This window comes from Spongiivirga sp. MCCC 1A20706 (assembly GCF_046524175.1).
In the GTDB taxonomy this organism is placed as follows: Bacteria; Bacteroidota; Bacteroidia; order Flavobacteriales; family Flavobacteriaceae; genus Spongiivirga.
This window is the reverse complement of the sequence record NZ_JBEFZF010000006.1, coordinates 19,632-34,900: the sequence shown is the minus strand read 5'-3', so window position 1 is coordinate 34,900 and position 15,269 is coordinate 19,632. Positions and strand designations below refer to the sequence as shown.

Below are 15,269 nucleotides of genomic sequence, written 5' to 3'. Positions count from 1 at the left end.
ATAATTTGTGACGAACGATTTTTAAATGTTTGGGTTATGTTCGCCGTCTATAAAACAATCTACTTGTGAAAAACCCTACCCAATTTTTAACATTTTTTTGAATTTTGTTTAATGCACAAAAAAACCGACGCTGAGGTCGGTTTTTATTCTTTTTTTGACTGATTAATCCTGTAATTCCACCATTAAAATATCATCAACTTTTGAAACTTTAGCAAGGCCGTGTTTGGTAAGACCTTTAATGCCTTTATCCCAGCCTTTATTGCTTAAGCCGGCTGCATCTTTAAGGCTAACCAGTTGTATACTCTTTTCTTTCTTCAATATTTCGAAAATGGCTTTTTCATTATCGCTTAATTCAACCTGCTTGCGCTCCGGTTTCATTTGTGGAAAGAACAACACGTCTTGAATACTAGCGCTATCCGTCATAAACATGGTAAGACGATCGATACCAATACCAATTCCTGAGGTCGGGGGCATACCATATTCTAAGGCACGTAAAAAATCGTGATCGATGAACATGGCTTCATCATCTCCTTTTTCTGAAAGCTTTAACTGATCTTCAAATCGTTCTCGCTGATCGATCGGATCGTTTAACTCTGAATAAGCATTGGCAAGTTCTTTTCCATTTACCAACAGTTCAAATCGTTCGGTTAATCCGGGTTTGCTTCTATGTTTTTTAGTAAGCGGACTCATCTCTACCGGGTAATCAATAATAAAAGTTGGTTGTATGTAGTGATGTTCGCATTTCTCGCCAAACATCTCATCAATCATTTTGCCGATACCCATTGTATTGTCAACTTCAACACCTTCGGCCTGGCATGCAGCTCGTACTTGATCTTCATTTTTACCATACAAATCATGACCGGTATGCTCTTTAATGGCGTCTAAAATACCGATGCGTTTGTAAGGAGCCTTATAATTGATGGTCTTGCCATCTAATTCGACCTCAGTAGTGCCATGAAGGTTTATAGCTACTTTTTCCAGCAATTTTTCCGTAGTATCCATCATCCAATTGTAGTCTTTGTATGCAGCATACATTTCCATTACTGTAAATTCTGGATTATGGGTTCGGTCCATTCCTTCATTTCTGAAGTCTTTAGCGAACTCATAAACACCATCAAAACCACCGACAATTAATCTTTTTAAGTATAACTCGTTAGCAATTCGTAAATACAGCGGAATATTTAATGCATTATGATGCGTGACAAATGGTCTAGCGGCTGCACCTCCAGGAATTGACTGAAGAATTGGAGTTTCTACTTCAAGAAAATCCATATCATTATAAAAATCACGAATGGTGCTCATGATCTTGGTCCGCTTTACGAAAACATCCTTTACTTTAGGGTTGACGACCAGATCAACATAACGCATACGATAACGCTGCTCAGGATCTGTAAATGCATCATAAATGATTCCATCTTTTTCTTTGGGTAGTGGTAATGGACGTAATGCTTTACTTAAAACAGTAAAGTCTTTAACCATTATAGTTTTTTCGCCAACTTTTGTGGTAAAAAGCTCGCCTTCTACACCAATGAAATCTCCAAAATCAAGAAGCTTTTTAAAAACCTCATTGTATTTTGTTTTATCTTCATCTGGGCAAATTTCATCTCTATTAAAATACAACTGAATGCGCCCCTCACTATCTTGAAGTGCCGCAAAAGATGCTTTCCCTTGAACCTTGACCGCCATTAAACGCCCAGCAACAACTACTTTTTTACCTTCTTTATATTCATCTTTTATCTGTTTGGAAGTATGTGAAACCGGGTATAAATTTGCTGGATATGGGTCGATACCCAATGCCTTAAGGTCATCTAACTTTTTACGTCGTATAATTTCCTGTTCAGAAAGTTGCATCTGCGTTCAATTTTAAGAGCGCAAAGATACATTTCTTGCTTCCAAATTAAAAGGGCATTCTTTATCTCAGTTTGATGCTTGAACAAGAATGGCATGCAGATCTTTTTCAAGGGAATGCACAGGTCGTTCAATGATGCGTCCTATCTCTTTGTCATTTTTATAGATAATAAAGGTGGGAACACGTTTTATATTCAAACCTTTTTCCTCCCCTGTTGGGCTCTTTTTGTAATTTTCCAGACCATTACCAACACCAACTACTTCCAGGTTTTTCATTTTGTAATTAGCATTTTCTAGTATTTTGTAGAATCTAGGTACTTGCCGTTTGCTATCACCACACCAAGTACCCATAAAAATCTGTACCTTATAGTTATTAATATGAGATTTAATATCATTAATTAACTCCTTATCGATATCATAACTTTCGTACTGAAGATTGAACCAACTTTTATAGGGCACCGTGGTTAACCCGTTTTTATTAAGCTGCCCTACCAATATCGGCTTATTTTTGGAGATGATTTCTTTGTTGATTTTTTGCGAGTAGCTAAAAGAAGTTACTAATAAGAAGGTAATCACAATTATTTTTTTCATGTTGAAGCGATTTGATTTTCTTCTTCGAAAATGAAAAAAAGAGTAGTGTTTTAGACTGTTTTTAGGGTTGAATCAGGGTCTAGACCCCGGTTGAATTTTTTATTGGCTGTTGGCGCTAAGCATTATGCAATAAGGGGTGTTCGTTTATTAGTGCTTAAATTTGATGCTTATGAGTTATGAAACTGAGTTTCTTTTTCTGGTTTTGTGTTTCCACTTTTAGTTTAGGACTTTATGCTTTGTTTGAGTATTTTGTTTTTTACGCCTACAGCCTAGGGTAATTTACTTTTTAATCGATTTGATCTCTTCCCGAGATTGTACATTTAATTTCTTGTAAAGATTGTTAATATGTGTTTTGACCGTGCTTACGCTAACAAAAATTTCCGAAGCAATTTCTTTGTTGGTCTTATCTTCTTGAATAAGGGTGAAAATCTTTTCTTCCTGTTTTGTTAATTTTGAAAATGGAGTTGACCGTCTTTTCTTTCGGATTTTCAGTAATGTTAGCAGCAATATCAAATTACCAGCAATGGAGAGGAATAGCAAGAAGTAAATTACGCTGTTCCATTTAAATTCGTCGTTGTTTTGATTTAAAGTAAGACTGTAGGTGTCAGTTGCTATTTCAGAAACATATAATTTGGTAAACGCTTCATTTGGGTACTTTTCCTCCAGTCTTAATTGCAGTGCCTTATAATAGTCATTACTACTTAAATCCTTTAAGTAATAAGGATAGGTGTCATTTCTTTTATCAGATAGAAAATCATAAATAAACAACTCGGCAAGTGGTTCGTTAGTTTTAAAGCCAAAATCTTGAAACTGCCTGAACCAGTTCTTTGTATTAATTTTTCGGTTGGCATCACTTCTAAACTCTGCAAAATCAAAAAGCATTTCTTCTTTTAATAGCTGAGTTTGTAATATGGCATCCGTTACAGGATTAGTAGTGTTTATTTGGCAGAAAATCTCATTGATATCATTTAGAGGAAAGTATATAGTATCGTTATTATTGGCTATAAATAATATTTGCTTGCTGTCCTTGCATTCCTCTGTTAGGTGATTGATTGTTTCTTTAGCTGTGTTGCAACCATCAGTATGTAAGCGATAAATTCGATTTTTTTCAGGCAGATTATCACCTTTAAAAGAAAAAAATCCGGTCGAATCAGCTTCTGTTTTTCTAATAATTTGGGATAATGAAATTTTAGATACCTTACGGTAGTCTTCAACTAATGAAAGGTAAACGGTGGTGTTTTTGGTGCCATCACCAACGTAACCACTAAAATCATACTGTGCATACGTAATCATATGTAGCAGTAGAAGAATTGCAGTAGCGCACTTTTTCATTAACAGAGGTAGATAATATGAAATAAAATTAACTGAATTAAGTAACAAATCATACTTTTAAACTACTTATAGATATCATCAATCACTAAAACAAAATCACTATGAGTATTTGGAGAGTCCTACTATCCATTTTATTTCCCCCTCTTGCTGTTATTGACAAAGGTTGCGGAAGTTTTATTATTACTTTAATTTTAACAATCTGCGGCTGGATACCTGGTGTTATCGCCGCCCTAATAATTCTTAATAACCCTAAAAACTAATACATGAACAGAATTTTATGCCTACTATTTATTGCCTCGACCTTTCTTTTTACCTCTTGTAATTTTACTGAAGAGATTTACGTTAACGACGATGGAAGCGGAAAGATGAGTTTTAAATTTGATGGCTCTCAAATGATGACTATGATGGGGGATAAGTTAATGGAGAATGCTGACGGCGAGAAGCGTGAGTCGGTTGATTCGCTAATCGTTTTTAAAGACATATTTGAAGAAAAGAAAGATAGTATCAGCAAATTATCAGCAAAAGAACAGGCGGACCTAAAGAAGTTAGAAGATTTTAGTATGCATATGCTCATGAATGCTGAAACCAAGAAAATGAAGTTTACACTAATGACTGATTTTAAAGATATTAGTAAAGTAGGCGATGTAATGAAAAGCTTTCAAGATGCAAGCAATATGCAACAAGGTAAATCTAAATCCGGTTCAACACCTCCAAATCCTTTGAGTTCATCATCTGAAGCCTCAGAGGTCTCTTATACTTTTAAGAATAACAAGTTTACCCGACAGGCAGTTGTTAAAAATAGAGAACTGTTAGAAAAAAGCCTGGATAGTCTTGAACAAATGAAGACCTTCTTAGCTGGATCATCATATACTTTAAAATACCATTTTCCTAAGCGTGTAAAATCTGTTTCAGACTCAACGGCATTGTTAAGTCAGGATGGAAAAACGATGACGGTACAATTCGATTTCTTACAAATGATGAAAGATCCGGAAAGCTTGAATATAGAGGTGGAGTTAGTAGATTAAAAAGATGTCTTCACATTCGTACCTTTGTAGTATGAATAAAAAAGTACATTTTGAAGACCTTGGTTTAAAGGATTACAAGGAAACTTGGGATTATCAAGAACAGCTTTTCAAAGCGGTGGTAGATACCAAAATTCAAAATAGACGTAATGAGACTTCGTTCGTAACAAACAATCATCTTTTGTTTGTAGAGCATCCACATGTATATACGTTGGGTAAGAGTGGTGACATTTCAAATCTATTGGTAAACGAAAAGCAGTTAGAAGAGAAAGGCGCCACCTTTTATAAGATTAATAGAGGAGGGGATATTACGTATCATGGTCCAGGACAAATTGTAGGCTATCCTATTTTGGATCTTGAAAATTTCTTTGCTGACATTCATAAATATCTCCGACTTTTAGAGGAGATGGTCATGTTAACCTTAGCCGAATACGGGCTACGGGCTGAGCGTTCACATGGTGAAACCGGGGTTTGGTTAGATGTTGGAACTCCGTTTGCTCGAAAAATATGTGCCATGGGGGTAAAGGCTAGCCGCTGGGTTACTATGCATGGTTTCGCACTGAATGTAAACGCTGACTTGGGCTATTTTGATAATATTATTCCCTGTGGAATAAAGGAAAAAGCCGTTACCTCGCTTCATGTTGAAATGGGAGGTAAAGTTGATGAAGATGAGGTAAAACAAAAACTCCTCAAACACTTTGAGGAGCTTTTTGAATGTAGTTTTATCGAGAGGGCCGAGGTTTAAAGGTCTAATTTCAAATAGTCCATTACTTCTTCATAGGTCATTTTATAGAAATTGGGATAAGTTCCCTTTCCGCTAACGTTAATAGTAGGAGGTATGATTACATAGCGAAACCGATTGCCTCTTGCAGGATCGATCTGAAATTCATTCAAATCACCTGACAATGCTTGTGCCCGAATTAAAATATCTTCAACAGAGGCGCTTCCTGAACCAAACCCAGCAGTAAATTGTGCTCCTCTAAAGTTTAAAACGGGAAGTAAGTAAACATTTCCGTCACCAAACCCCGTAAAATAGACCAGAATGATATGGGTGTTTTTGATAGAAAAAGCACTTGGTAACTCAGGAGGAAAATCAATATTCATAAACTTCACTGATGACGAACTACCTTGAAAATCAGCTGGAATCCAATCACTGTAATACACTTCGGCATTTCCATCTTCGCCATCTTGTCCGTCCTGACCATCAACTCCGTCTTCTCCAGGTTCTCCCTGTTCACCTTGAGGTCCCGCAGGTCCTTGCTCTCCTTGTATTCCCGGCGCACCGTCCATGCCATCAGTACCATCTTCGGGATTGCATGCAATTGCTATTAAGGCGAATATTACCGTAGCTAAAAATCTAAAGTTTAAAAGTGTTTTCATGATTGTTTGTTTTGTTGTTTTCTCTTAATGAATTGGGAATAGAAAGGTTAACAAAGAGTATAAAAAAAGCTGACTATTCTGCCGGCTTTATTGAGGTTACGTCTTTATTTTTCCAGCCCAAAATAGTCCATGACCTCTTCGTATGTCATTTTTGAAAAGTTGGGTTGTTGCTTTTTTCCTGTTGTACTTGGTGGTATTAATACATATCGGAACCGAACTCCTTTACCATAAGCAGGTCCGTTAGGGTCCCATAAATATTCTCTAGCTGTTAAATCACTTCCAAATCGTTCGATATTTAAGTACAATGTTCTTGAAGCATGGTTGATGTGTGCATCAACTACTTTATAAATATTACCATCAATATCTAACTGATATTTTGGAAGGCTTACCACTTCAATATCATTATCATAATAAACAATAATTGTACCTTCACTTATGGTATTTGGATTCATACCATTTGCGAGCTCTAATGATTTAAAACGAGGGTTGTTAATGTTATATGAACCTTCAGTAGGCTCAAACCAATCGGATGCTTGAACATTAGCATTCCCATCTTCACCATCTTCACCATCTTCACCGTCTTCACCGTCTTGTCCATCAGTACCGTCCTGTCCGTTTTCGCCGGGTTGACCCTGTGGTCCTACAGGACCTTGTTCGCCTTGAATACCCGTTGCACCGTCCATACCGTCAGATCCATCTTCAGGATTACAAGAAAATGCCAGAATGGTAATACCAGCAATTAAAAAGTATTTCAGCTTTAAAAATGTTGTTTTCATGATTAAAAGTTTTATTGTTTTCTTATTAATGAGAAGAATGGATAAAGGTTAACAATGGGATATAAAAACCGAAGCACAATTGCTTCGGTTCTTATTTTATTCGAATGAAGAATGCTTATAATGAATTATGTGTAGTTTATTTTAATAAGTTCCAATCAGTATTTTATACAAACAAGTCTATGCCTACACCACTTATTTCAAATATACGATCTGCTGAAACGCGATTTCCATTGACTCTAACCGATACACAAAGACCATGCATTACTGGTTTTTGTGCTTTTAATGCCAAGCGATGCATTTTATCATTACCCCATAATTTAAGACCGCTTTTTTGAAGAATACGTTTATTGGCGTCCCATAATTCTACTTGATCTATAAAAAAGTTAGCATCAGTAGATGCGCATTTGACTAATACTTGTGCTGCTTTTGCTCTAACTCCGTTTACAATTAGAGGGGTCGGTATTGCGTAATGTACCCAAAACGATCCGTTCTTGGCTTTAGATTTTGTTCCTCTATCCCAGATTGTAAATTGCGCACCTCCAGAAGTAGGTAACATGGTTGCGGCAGCAGATCCTGGGAGTTTAATAGTATGTCCAGGCATACCAGCCATTTGTGAAGATCTTGCGAAGCCAGCAGTTGCTGCCTTTCTAATTTTATCAGCAAATTTACTTCCGAGACCTTTAGCATCTTTACCGTTATGAAAAACACCCTCCATTTTTCCGTCGTTACCATGTAGCCAAGTGGCAAAAAGTTTAGCAGAAATGTTTTCGCTTGAAGCGAGTATTTTAGCTGGAGCAATGAGTCCTACACTTGCGCCAACGGCAATACTTTTCCCTAATTTGTTGATAAACCCTCTTCGGTTTGCTGTTGATTTTTTCATAATAATATGTTTTGTTTTCTCTTTAATGAGGTTAAGGGTTTCAGGTTAACATGTAGGCGAAAAAAAACCGGCTTAAAGTCCGGTTTTTGAATAGGTTTGAAGTGGAATACGAATTATTCTGTTCTAACTTCGTTCAGTATGCTTTTTGAAATTAACTTCCCATTTTCCTTTCGTATTTCTTGTTGAATCATTCCCATTCCTTTTGCAATCCATTGGGTAGCATATTGGGCTTTGCTCGTTCCCATTGTTAAGGTATTGGTATAGCTTATTACATAACAATCGAAAGTGCCAGCGGGTGTGGTCAGCTGTTCTTTTCTTTCTACCTTTCTATCTGTCATCGTTACTGATACATTCATATTCATAATACCTGCATCGACTTTCATTTCGACAGCACTGTCAGGAAGATGCTGTCCAACTTCTAAGGTGTTTGGCAACCGAATGCCATCACCCGTAATCGAGTATTTCATATTCTGAAATTGCTTTAAAGTAGACGGGTCGATAATTGATTCTGGTTCTATAACAGTCTCTTCGCCCAAACAGGTGACTTTAAAATTGCCAGTAACAATTTCTTTTCCTTTTTTATCGAAAAGTGCTGTATTTAATGTGATTATGGAATCAGTAGCACTTTGAATTCTATATTCGGTCACTACATTTAGCTTTCCTTTTTTATTGAGTTGATGAACTACTAACGTTTGTCCCGTTTTTGATGGATAGTAAGGTGAGCAACCTTCTTGTGCTCTGCCAACAACGTTTACCATTAGGAAACAAAAGATGAATAAATTTTTCATGATTACGCTGGTATTAAATGAGACAAGTGGTAGGAATGATACCTATGCTTACCCCAAACACCACCCCGTCAACTTTATAATCACCGGTAATCAAAATGCCATGGCGTTCATATCGTACCGATACATTTTGTAAATGAAAGGTGCGTAGTTGTGACTCGGGAATACGCCATGTTATTTTAACCTGATTTTTATTAACTAGTTTAGGGTTGCGACGATCGGGATAAATTAGCACTTCATAGTTATTACCTCGATTACGATTGAATCCTTTATCACTTCTTAATAGCAGTCCATTTGAGCGCAAATAGGTGCGTTCAACTTTCAGATATCTGGTACTACTGTAATAGGCGTCAACCGCTTTTACCGGCTTTGGGTGCTTTGGAGGAAAAATTGCTGTGGATGATACATTAATCGTATAGCAGAATTTACCATTCTTAATATGACTTTTGATCTTTTCCAGATCGAGTGTCCCACTTAAATCTACTGGTATATTTACCTTTTTTGGTGGAATTTTAATGGTTGGTTTTGTGATTTGAGCTGATGTCGTACCTAAGGTGAATAGGATCAATAATACTGTTATAAAATGTGTTTTCATGATTTAAAATTTTTAGAGTAATGTGGATTAAATGAGACCAGAACACTTTAATTTATAGAGTGCTATGGTTACGAATGTTAGTTTTTTTCCGTTGTAATAGTTACCTGAAATAAAGAAGCCGTTGGTGCCTCTAAAAATCGTAGCATCCCTTAGAGTTTGCGTTCTGTTACCCCAATCATGTTGTTTGATTTTTACGGTAAAAGCCCTGCTCGTGCAATTAATTGTAAATGACTCCTTCGTAGTTCTGCCCCTAAACAAGCCTCGGTCGCTGAAGTAGGTTTTTACATTTTTTATCTCAATTGTCGAGCTGTTTACTTTTTTCACATCTGCTTGACCAAAGGTCGTAAAGGCATGTTCTTCGTTACTTCCTTTTTTCTTGATGTTACTTGAGGTAGCGTCCATTCGATAGCATTTGCCATTGTTCAGTTCTTTCATGAGTGCTGTCCAAATTGCGTTGTCGTAAGTGTCGGCTATTTGCTTTAAACTTTGTCCCCTTTCCAGGGTATTACTTGAACTTACTAGAAAGCACAGAAGCAATAATCCTGTAAACTTCGCGAAGGATACTTTTTTAGTTGTTTGCATTGTATTGATTTTTAATTATTTACTCTTAATGCAAAATGTAATGGAAGGTTAACATCAAGCCATAAAAAAACCGAGGCATTTTGCTTCGGTCTTTATAGTTGAGTGTTGAGTTAAAGATTACAGCTACTCCACCCAAATTTTGTTAATTGCCATATTGCAACCTGTTTTACTGCGGCTATCAAATTGAAAACGGATATAATCAATATCACTAAAAGTGAAATCTTTATGAATAGGGTTGAAATCTTTCAAAGGAATTTCTTTTACAAATTTGCCTTCTCGTGCACGAACATGATCCCCGAAGGTAGCGCGGCGATTACCAGTGTAAACTTGTATGTTAAGTCCATTAACCGTGCTTTTCGCTTCAAATTCAATTTTTAAGGTTTTGTAATCTTTTAAGTTAAGGTTCATGGGTTTGTTTTTTCCATTTTTGTCTACGCCATAATTCACATAGGTAGTACCTCTGGTATCATAGCCATAACTTAATGTAAGTAGTCCGTTTTTAATACTTAATTGTAAGCCATGATCATTTGGGTTTTGATTGAGTTTAGCATTGATACTACGTATACCTTTTACGATTCCGGTACCCGATTGCGTGGTGACAGTACCGCTACCGGTCCCGTACGTTTTTTTATTGATGGTTCCCGTTTTAAAATCATCAATAACCAATTGGGCATTCATGATTGTTGTTAAAAGAATTGCGGTACATATGATGATATTTTTCATAATAGTCTATGTTTAGAGATCTTATTTTTCGAACCAAATTTTGGTGATTGCAAAATTGAGTCCTCTTTGATTTTGAGCGATGAATTGAATTTTTATGTGATCAACATCCTTAATGGTAAAAGTGTTGTTTCGTTGTGAATTGTCTTGAGCTTTTTGCAATTCATTTAATGGAATTTTTAGTGTAAAAGGGCGTTGATTTCCTTCAAAGCGTTCTGTTTTACTTCCCCCTCGCCAAAAGGCACGATTAGGGCCGTTACTAAACATACTGGTGTACACACGACCAAAGTTGCTTTTAGCTTCGTATTCAATATTTAAATACTTGTAGGTACTTAAGTCAAGATTTAATGGTTTTTTACGATTATAGCCATATCGAAGCTCGATTACCCCGGTAATGTTATAGCCAATACTTGAGACCATACGACCCTTTTCGATTTTTGTAAGCATCAATTGCCGATCATCATTCTTTTTTATCCGTGTAATTACATCGCGCTGAGTATTTAAAATCGTACTCCCAGATTGTGTCAGTTTCGTTTCTTTTAGGGCACTATGTTGTTGCTGACTCAAATTACCACTGGAAAAATCGTCTACTACTATTTGCGCATGGGTCAAGAAAGAACCCATTAATGCCATTATTAATGTGAAGGTTTTCATGTTTTTGACTTTTGTATTTATTAGTTAATGTCGTGATGAATTAAAAGGTTAACATCTGTCTAAAATTTTTACCTTTAAGTGTTTACTTTTTATCCCACTAACCATTAATGAGTAATCTAACGGACCAAGATCTTTTTAACGCACTTAAAAATGGCTCAGAACAAGCTTTTAAAAAAGTGTATGAAGACAATAGAGAGAAGTTTGTATTGTTTGCAAAACGATATGACCTGACCGACGATGAAGTAATTGATATTTACCAAGATGCTTATATCGTATTTCACGAAAATATTGTCAGCGGAAAGATCAAGCAGTTTACTAGTACCATAAGCACCTATTTGTTTAGCATAGGTAAGTTCATGATTATGGATAAAATGCGAAAGAATAATAAAACCATCCGGTCAGAAAAAGTGATGAGTGTGGTAAAAGAAGAAGTTGATATTAACGATTTTGAAATTGATATTACGGCGCCAAGTGAACGTCAGTTATTACTCAAAAAGTTCTTTTCTTCCTTAGGGGAGCAGTGCCAAAAAATATTGACGTTATTTTATTACCGCGGACTCACCATTGATGAAATTATGGAGGTCGGAAATTATGCAAGCAAGAATGTGGTTAAAAGTCAGAAATCACGATGCTTAAAAACGTTGAAGGATAAAATAAACCCCCAATAGCAATGAAGAGCGATATTTTATTAGAAAAATATTTTTCAGGTGAATTAGATGCGAGCGAGCAACTCGAATTCGACTCGCTTTTAAAAACGGATGCAGATTTTAAAGCCGAGTTTGAGCTGCAACAAGATATTCAACAAGCCATTAAACTTTCTGAAAGAGCTGATAAAAAGAGATTGCTTCAACGGTATGAAGAAGATAGAGCTGCCGTTGATAATGCTAAAGCTTCTAAACGAAAGTGGTTGCCAATAGCAGCGGCCATTGCATTACTCTTTTCTTTGGGAATTTACATAGGCTCTAATATTGCACCTAGTGGCAATTCACTATATGACAATTATTATGAAATGTATCCGAATACGGTATATTCCATTACTCGCAGTGGAGGGGAAGAATCACCAGAGCGTAGTGCATTTGAAGCCTATGAAGGGGGCGATTATCCAGGAGCGATTAACTACTTTAATCAGCTACATAAACAAGATGGTTTAAAAAATCTTCATTTTTATTTGGGTCAAGCATATTTAGCCAATGAGGAATATGAAAATGCCGTTATAGCGTTTAAAAGTGTGATCAAAGCAAATGAAGATTTTACCCAAGAATCACGTTGGTATGCCGCGCTTTCTTATTTAAAACAAGATAATATTAAAGAAGCTAAAAATGTCTTGAAGGAAATAGCTGCCAAAAACACCTATAAAAAGGAGGCTGCGATGGAGTTGCTGGAAAAATTGGATTAAGCTGCTTTTTTCCGCTTGCGATTGTAAATAACCAGTAAAGTAGGAAGCAGTATAATAATAAACCAAGCCCATTTTCTATTCTTAGAAGTTAAAGGTGCAGTATCGCCACTAATAACAAATCCTGCCCAATAATAAGGATGCGAATAATTGTTGTCACTATTGGCATCGATAAAATTAAGCTTTGCATTGCGAAGGGCTTCATCTTTTGGTTTTCCGTTGGCCAATTCTTTGTAAAAGCCTTCCATAATTTGAGAAGAAGCATTATCATTCACTTTCCAAAGTGTATGTGCAATACTTGAAGCACCTGCATAGAAAAAAGCGCGCGATAAACTAATCATCCCTTCTCCTTTTTGCAGTTTACCAAGTCCGGTTTCGCAAGCGCTTAGCGTCACTAAATTGGCATTGATGTTGGTAGCATATAAGTCATTAACATACAATAATGACTCTTTAGAATCTTCTTCTGAAAATGCGAGGTAAGAATATTCCGGTGTTTCATTATCTATGATAGCATGAGTTGCAAGATGAATAATATTGTAGTCGTTTATTATGGTTGTGAAATTAGATTTGTTCGCCGCTTTTCCTTTAAGAACATCACCCCTAAAAAAACTGGCAATCTTACTAGCTTCTTTTGTGTTATTTGGTAAAGGTTGTAATTGATTGTTTTTAGACTTCTTTGTAAAAACAGGTGCAAAAGCGAGTAGTTTATCGCCCTTGTTGGTAGGTTTAAACTTCAACTCGGTTAATAGCGATGCTGAATTTACATAAGTGCAAGCATATTGATTAATAAGATAATTGTCACCAGTATACAAAGCTTCAAATGGTAACGAATGTAAAATACCATCAGCAGCAATAACAAGGTTTTGATAATCAGTTTTCAATAATGGTTTTAGTAGTTGGTCGTATAATTTTTTCGAAACCTGTTTAATTTCTGCCTTATCGGATTTGGGATCAGCCAGTAGTTTGGAAAAATTAATTATTTGCTCGCTTACATTTTTGGAATTTGCGATACTTGTATAGTGTTTTTGATTTTTAGAGATGGCAATAATGTGGACGGCGTTATTGCCTTCAAAAAAATTGAGAAATAGCGTTTTTTCATCTAGGTCTTCCCTCAGTTCAGATAGTGTCGGCGTATTTTTTGCGTATTTAAGCTGATAATACCTTGGGTATTCTGTCTCAAATAATTCGATTAGATTATTATACTCATTTTTTGTGTCAAAAAGTTCGGCCTTACTTTCTTCAGATGTATCTTTTTGTAAATTGGCGATGGTTACACGAAGTCTTTTTTCTTCTTCCAATTGATCATCCGGAATACCAGAAAATGATGAAGCTTTATTTCTTGTAAGCGCATCCAGTAGAATACTATTTTTTGAATTTTCAACTAACTGAAAAGCGGCTTCTAGATATTCGTCATTTTCTTGTATATTATTTAGCTTATTTAAGGCATCCAAGCTGTATTCAATTCCGCTGATTGAGGCATTGATCAAATTTTGTTTATCACCATCGTTAATAAAAGAAAGCTTTAGTAAATCGATTGTACTAATTAACTCTCGTCCTTGGTTAACAGCTCGTTTTAATTTCTTTTCATCCTCATTTTCCGATAGTATTTTGTTCGATTCGCTTAATAACTCGATCTTTTTTATCAAGTAATTACTGCCAGGTGATTCCTCATTTCCTATAAGTGAAAGTCCTTCATTATACATTTTGTTGGCAGTTTCATTATTCTCTTTTAATGTATATAATTTGCCTAGTCGTAAATAAATTCTAATTTTTTCAAAGCTATTATCAGTAGATTCTAGATTGGCAAGGATTTTTAGATACTCATCTTCTGCCTTATTAAAATTATTTTGTTCGATATAGAGGTCGGCTTGTAAACGATTGAAGCTATTTGTAAAACGTTTTCTTTTTTCTAAATATGGTTTTGTTTTGTTGATGAAGTATTGCGCGCTGTCTATTTTTTCAAGTTTTAAATAGCTCTCAATAAGAATTTGCGAGATACTGATGAAGCTATTAATTTGATTCATGGGTTGAATTTCATTATAATAAGAAATAGATTCTCTACAAATCTTAACACAACTTAATAAATCTCCCTGGTCTAGTTTTAACCCAGCAATAAGATTTTTAGTATCATAAACGGTAGTTTCTGAGCTGTTATACCGCTTATGAAGTCTTAAATTTTCATTATAAAACTCCTCGGCGACTTCATACTTTAATTCATCTGCGTACATAAGTGCCAAATAGCTATTAGCAACTGTAGAATAGGCATTGTATGATTTCCGAATCTCTTCATTTTGATTTGATTCAATTAACTCTGTAAGTAAAAAAAAGGCTTTTTTTGCTGTATAGAAATTATTCAATTTATAATTATATAGTCCTTTATCATATGCTAGTTTACACTTGTATTTGAAACCTTTATCAGAATAAATTATAGAATCCGGAAGTTTTCTAAAAACCAGCTGTTCTTCGCTAACTGATTTTTGAAGAATTGATAGATCACTATAATAGCTAGCAATGGAAGATTTATCGGATAGTGCTTCTAAAAGTTTTAATGTATAATTATTCCTTTTCGCCCAGTCTATTTCTTTATTAATATAGAATAGCGCAGAATCTTTGTTAGAATATATGAATGATGCTGCTTTTTCCCGATTTCCTAAATCTTGACTTAAGCAATAAGTCATTGACAGATTTGAAATAGCAAAAAACAAGCAAAG

The 15,269-nt window shown here is 35.5% G+C and carries 17 protein-coding genes; 5 read left to right on the top strand and 12 right to left on the bottom strand.

Features of this window, described 5'->3' with window-relative positions; genetic code table 11:
* Positions 1-162: 162 nt before the first annotated feature.
* From lysS to ABN763_RS14330, 3 genes are all read right to left on the bottom strand, one after another.
* On the bottom strand, positions 163-1,851 hold the full coding sequence (gene lysS / locus ABN763_RS14340; protein ID WP_410486178.1) for a lysine--tRNA ligase: 1,689 nt from the start codon (positions 1,849-1,851) through the stop codon (positions 163-165).
* A 66-nt stretch (positions 1,852-1,917) separates the two neighbouring features.
* On the bottom strand, positions 1,918-2,439 hold the full coding sequence (locus ABN763_RS14335; RefSeq protein ID WP_410486177.1) for a thioredoxin family protein: 522 nt from the start codon (positions 2,437-2,439) through the stop codon (positions 1,918-1,920).
* A gap of 279 nt (positions 2,440-2,718) precedes the next feature.
* Entirely contained in the window at positions 2,719-3,771 is a 1,053-nt protein-coding gene (locus tag ABN763_RS14330) for a LuxR C-terminal-related transcriptional regulator (protein ID WP_410486176.1), read from the bottom strand.
* A gap of 101 nt (positions 3,772-3,872) precedes the next feature.
* Here ABN763_RS14330 and ABN763_RS14325 point away from each other — a divergent pair, with 101 nt between their 5' ends.
* The 3 genes from ABN763_RS14325 to lipB are packed head-to-tail and all read left to right on the top strand — an operon-like array spanning position 3,873 to position 5,538.
* A complete protein-coding gene (locus ABN763_RS14325) occupies positions 3,873-4,031 on the top strand; it encodes a YqaE/Pmp3 family membrane protein (RefSeq protein ID WP_410486175.1) in 159 nt (52 codons plus the stop codon).
* Positions 4,032-4,034: 3 nt separating this feature from the next.
* The gene (locus ABN763_RS14320) at positions 4,035-4,796 is read left to right on the top strand and encodes a hypothetical protein (RefSeq protein WP_410486174.1); all 762 of its coding nucleotides are present in this window, start codon (positions 4,035-4,037) and stop codon (positions 4,794-4,796) included.
* A gap of 31 nt (positions 4,797-4,827) precedes the next feature.
* On the top strand, positions 4,828-5,538 hold the full coding sequence (gene lipB / locus ABN763_RS14315) for a lipoyl(octanoyl) transferase LipB (protein WP_410486173.1): 711 nt from the start codon (positions 4,828-4,830) through the stop codon (positions 5,536-5,538).
* Here lipB and ABN763_RS14310 read toward each other — a convergent pair.
* The 8 genes from ABN763_RS14310 to ABN763_RS14275 form a co-directional block, all read right to left on the bottom strand.
* Entirely contained in the window at positions 5,535-6,173 is a 639-nt protein-coding gene (locus ABN763_RS14310) for a hypothetical protein (RefSeq protein ID WP_410486172.1), read from the bottom strand. The genes lipB and ABN763_RS14310 overlap by 4 nt on opposite strands.
* 104 nt (positions 6,174-6,277) lie before the next feature.
* Entirely contained in the window at positions 6,278-6,949 is a 672-nt protein-coding gene (locus tag ABN763_RS14305) for a hypothetical protein (protein ID WP_410486171.1), read from the bottom strand.
* A 163-nt stretch (positions 6,950-7,112) separates the two neighbouring features.
* The gene (locus tag ABN763_RS14300) at positions 7,113-7,829 is read right to left on the bottom strand and encodes a DUF6623 family protein (RefSeq protein ID WP_410486170.1); all 717 of its coding nucleotides are present in this window, start codon (positions 7,827-7,829) and stop codon (positions 7,113-7,115) included.
* Between the two features lie 113 nt (positions 7,830-7,942).
* Positions 7,943-8,617 carry a hypothetical protein gene (locus ABN763_RS14295; RefSeq protein WP_410486169.1) on the bottom strand — a complete coding sequence of 225 codons (675 nt, stop codon included), beginning with the start codon at positions 8,615-8,617 and terminating at the stop codon, positions 7,943-7,945.
* Positions 8,618-8,630: 13 nt separating this feature from the next.
* The gene (locus ABN763_RS14290; protein WP_410486168.1) at positions 8,631-9,209 is read right to left on the bottom strand and encodes a hypothetical protein; all 579 of its coding nucleotides are present in this window, start codon (positions 9,207-9,209) and stop codon (positions 8,631-8,633) included.
* A gap of 27 nt (positions 9,210-9,236) precedes the next feature.
* Entirely contained in the window at positions 9,237-9,791 is a 555-nt protein-coding gene (locus tag ABN763_RS14285; RefSeq protein ID WP_410486167.1) for a hypothetical protein, read from the bottom strand.
* Between the two features lie 123 nt (positions 9,792-9,914).
* The gene (locus ABN763_RS14280; RefSeq protein ID WP_410486166.1) at positions 9,915-10,514 is read right to left on the bottom strand and encodes a hypothetical protein; all 600 of its coding nucleotides are present in this window, start codon (positions 10,512-10,514) and stop codon (positions 9,915-9,917) included.
* A gap of 21 nt (positions 10,515-10,535) precedes the next feature.
* On the bottom strand, positions 10,536-11,165 hold the full coding sequence (locus ABN763_RS14275; RefSeq protein ID WP_410486165.1) for a hypothetical protein: 630 nt from the start codon (positions 11,163-11,165) through the stop codon (positions 10,536-10,538).
* A 107-nt stretch (positions 11,166-11,272) separates the two neighbouring features.
* Here ABN763_RS14275 and ABN763_RS14270 point away from each other — a divergent pair, with 107 nt between their 5' ends.
* Together ABN763_RS14270 and ABN763_RS14265 are read left to right on the top strand one after the other, a co-directional pair.
* On the top strand, positions 11,273-11,833 hold the full coding sequence (locus ABN763_RS14270; protein WP_410486164.1) for an RNA polymerase sigma factor: 561 nt from the start codon (positions 11,273-11,275) through the stop codon (positions 11,831-11,833).
* A 2-nt stretch (positions 11,834-11,835) separates the two neighbouring features.
* Complete coding sequence (locus ABN763_RS14265) at positions 11,836-12,561, top strand: tetratricopeptide repeat protein (RefSeq protein ID WP_410486163.1); 726 nt, start codon at positions 11,836-11,838, stop codon at positions 12,559-12,561.
* Here ABN763_RS14265 and ABN763_RS14260 read toward each other — a convergent pair.
* The gene (locus ABN763_RS14260; protein WP_410486162.1) at positions 12,558-15,236 is read right to left on the bottom strand and encodes a CHAT domain-containing protein; all 2,679 of its coding nucleotides are present in this window, start codon (positions 15,234-15,236) and stop codon (positions 12,558-12,560) included. The two genes, ABN763_RS14265 and ABN763_RS14260, sit on opposite strands and share 4 nt — an antisense overlap.
* Between the last annotated feature and the right edge of the window lie 33 nt (positions 15,237-15,269).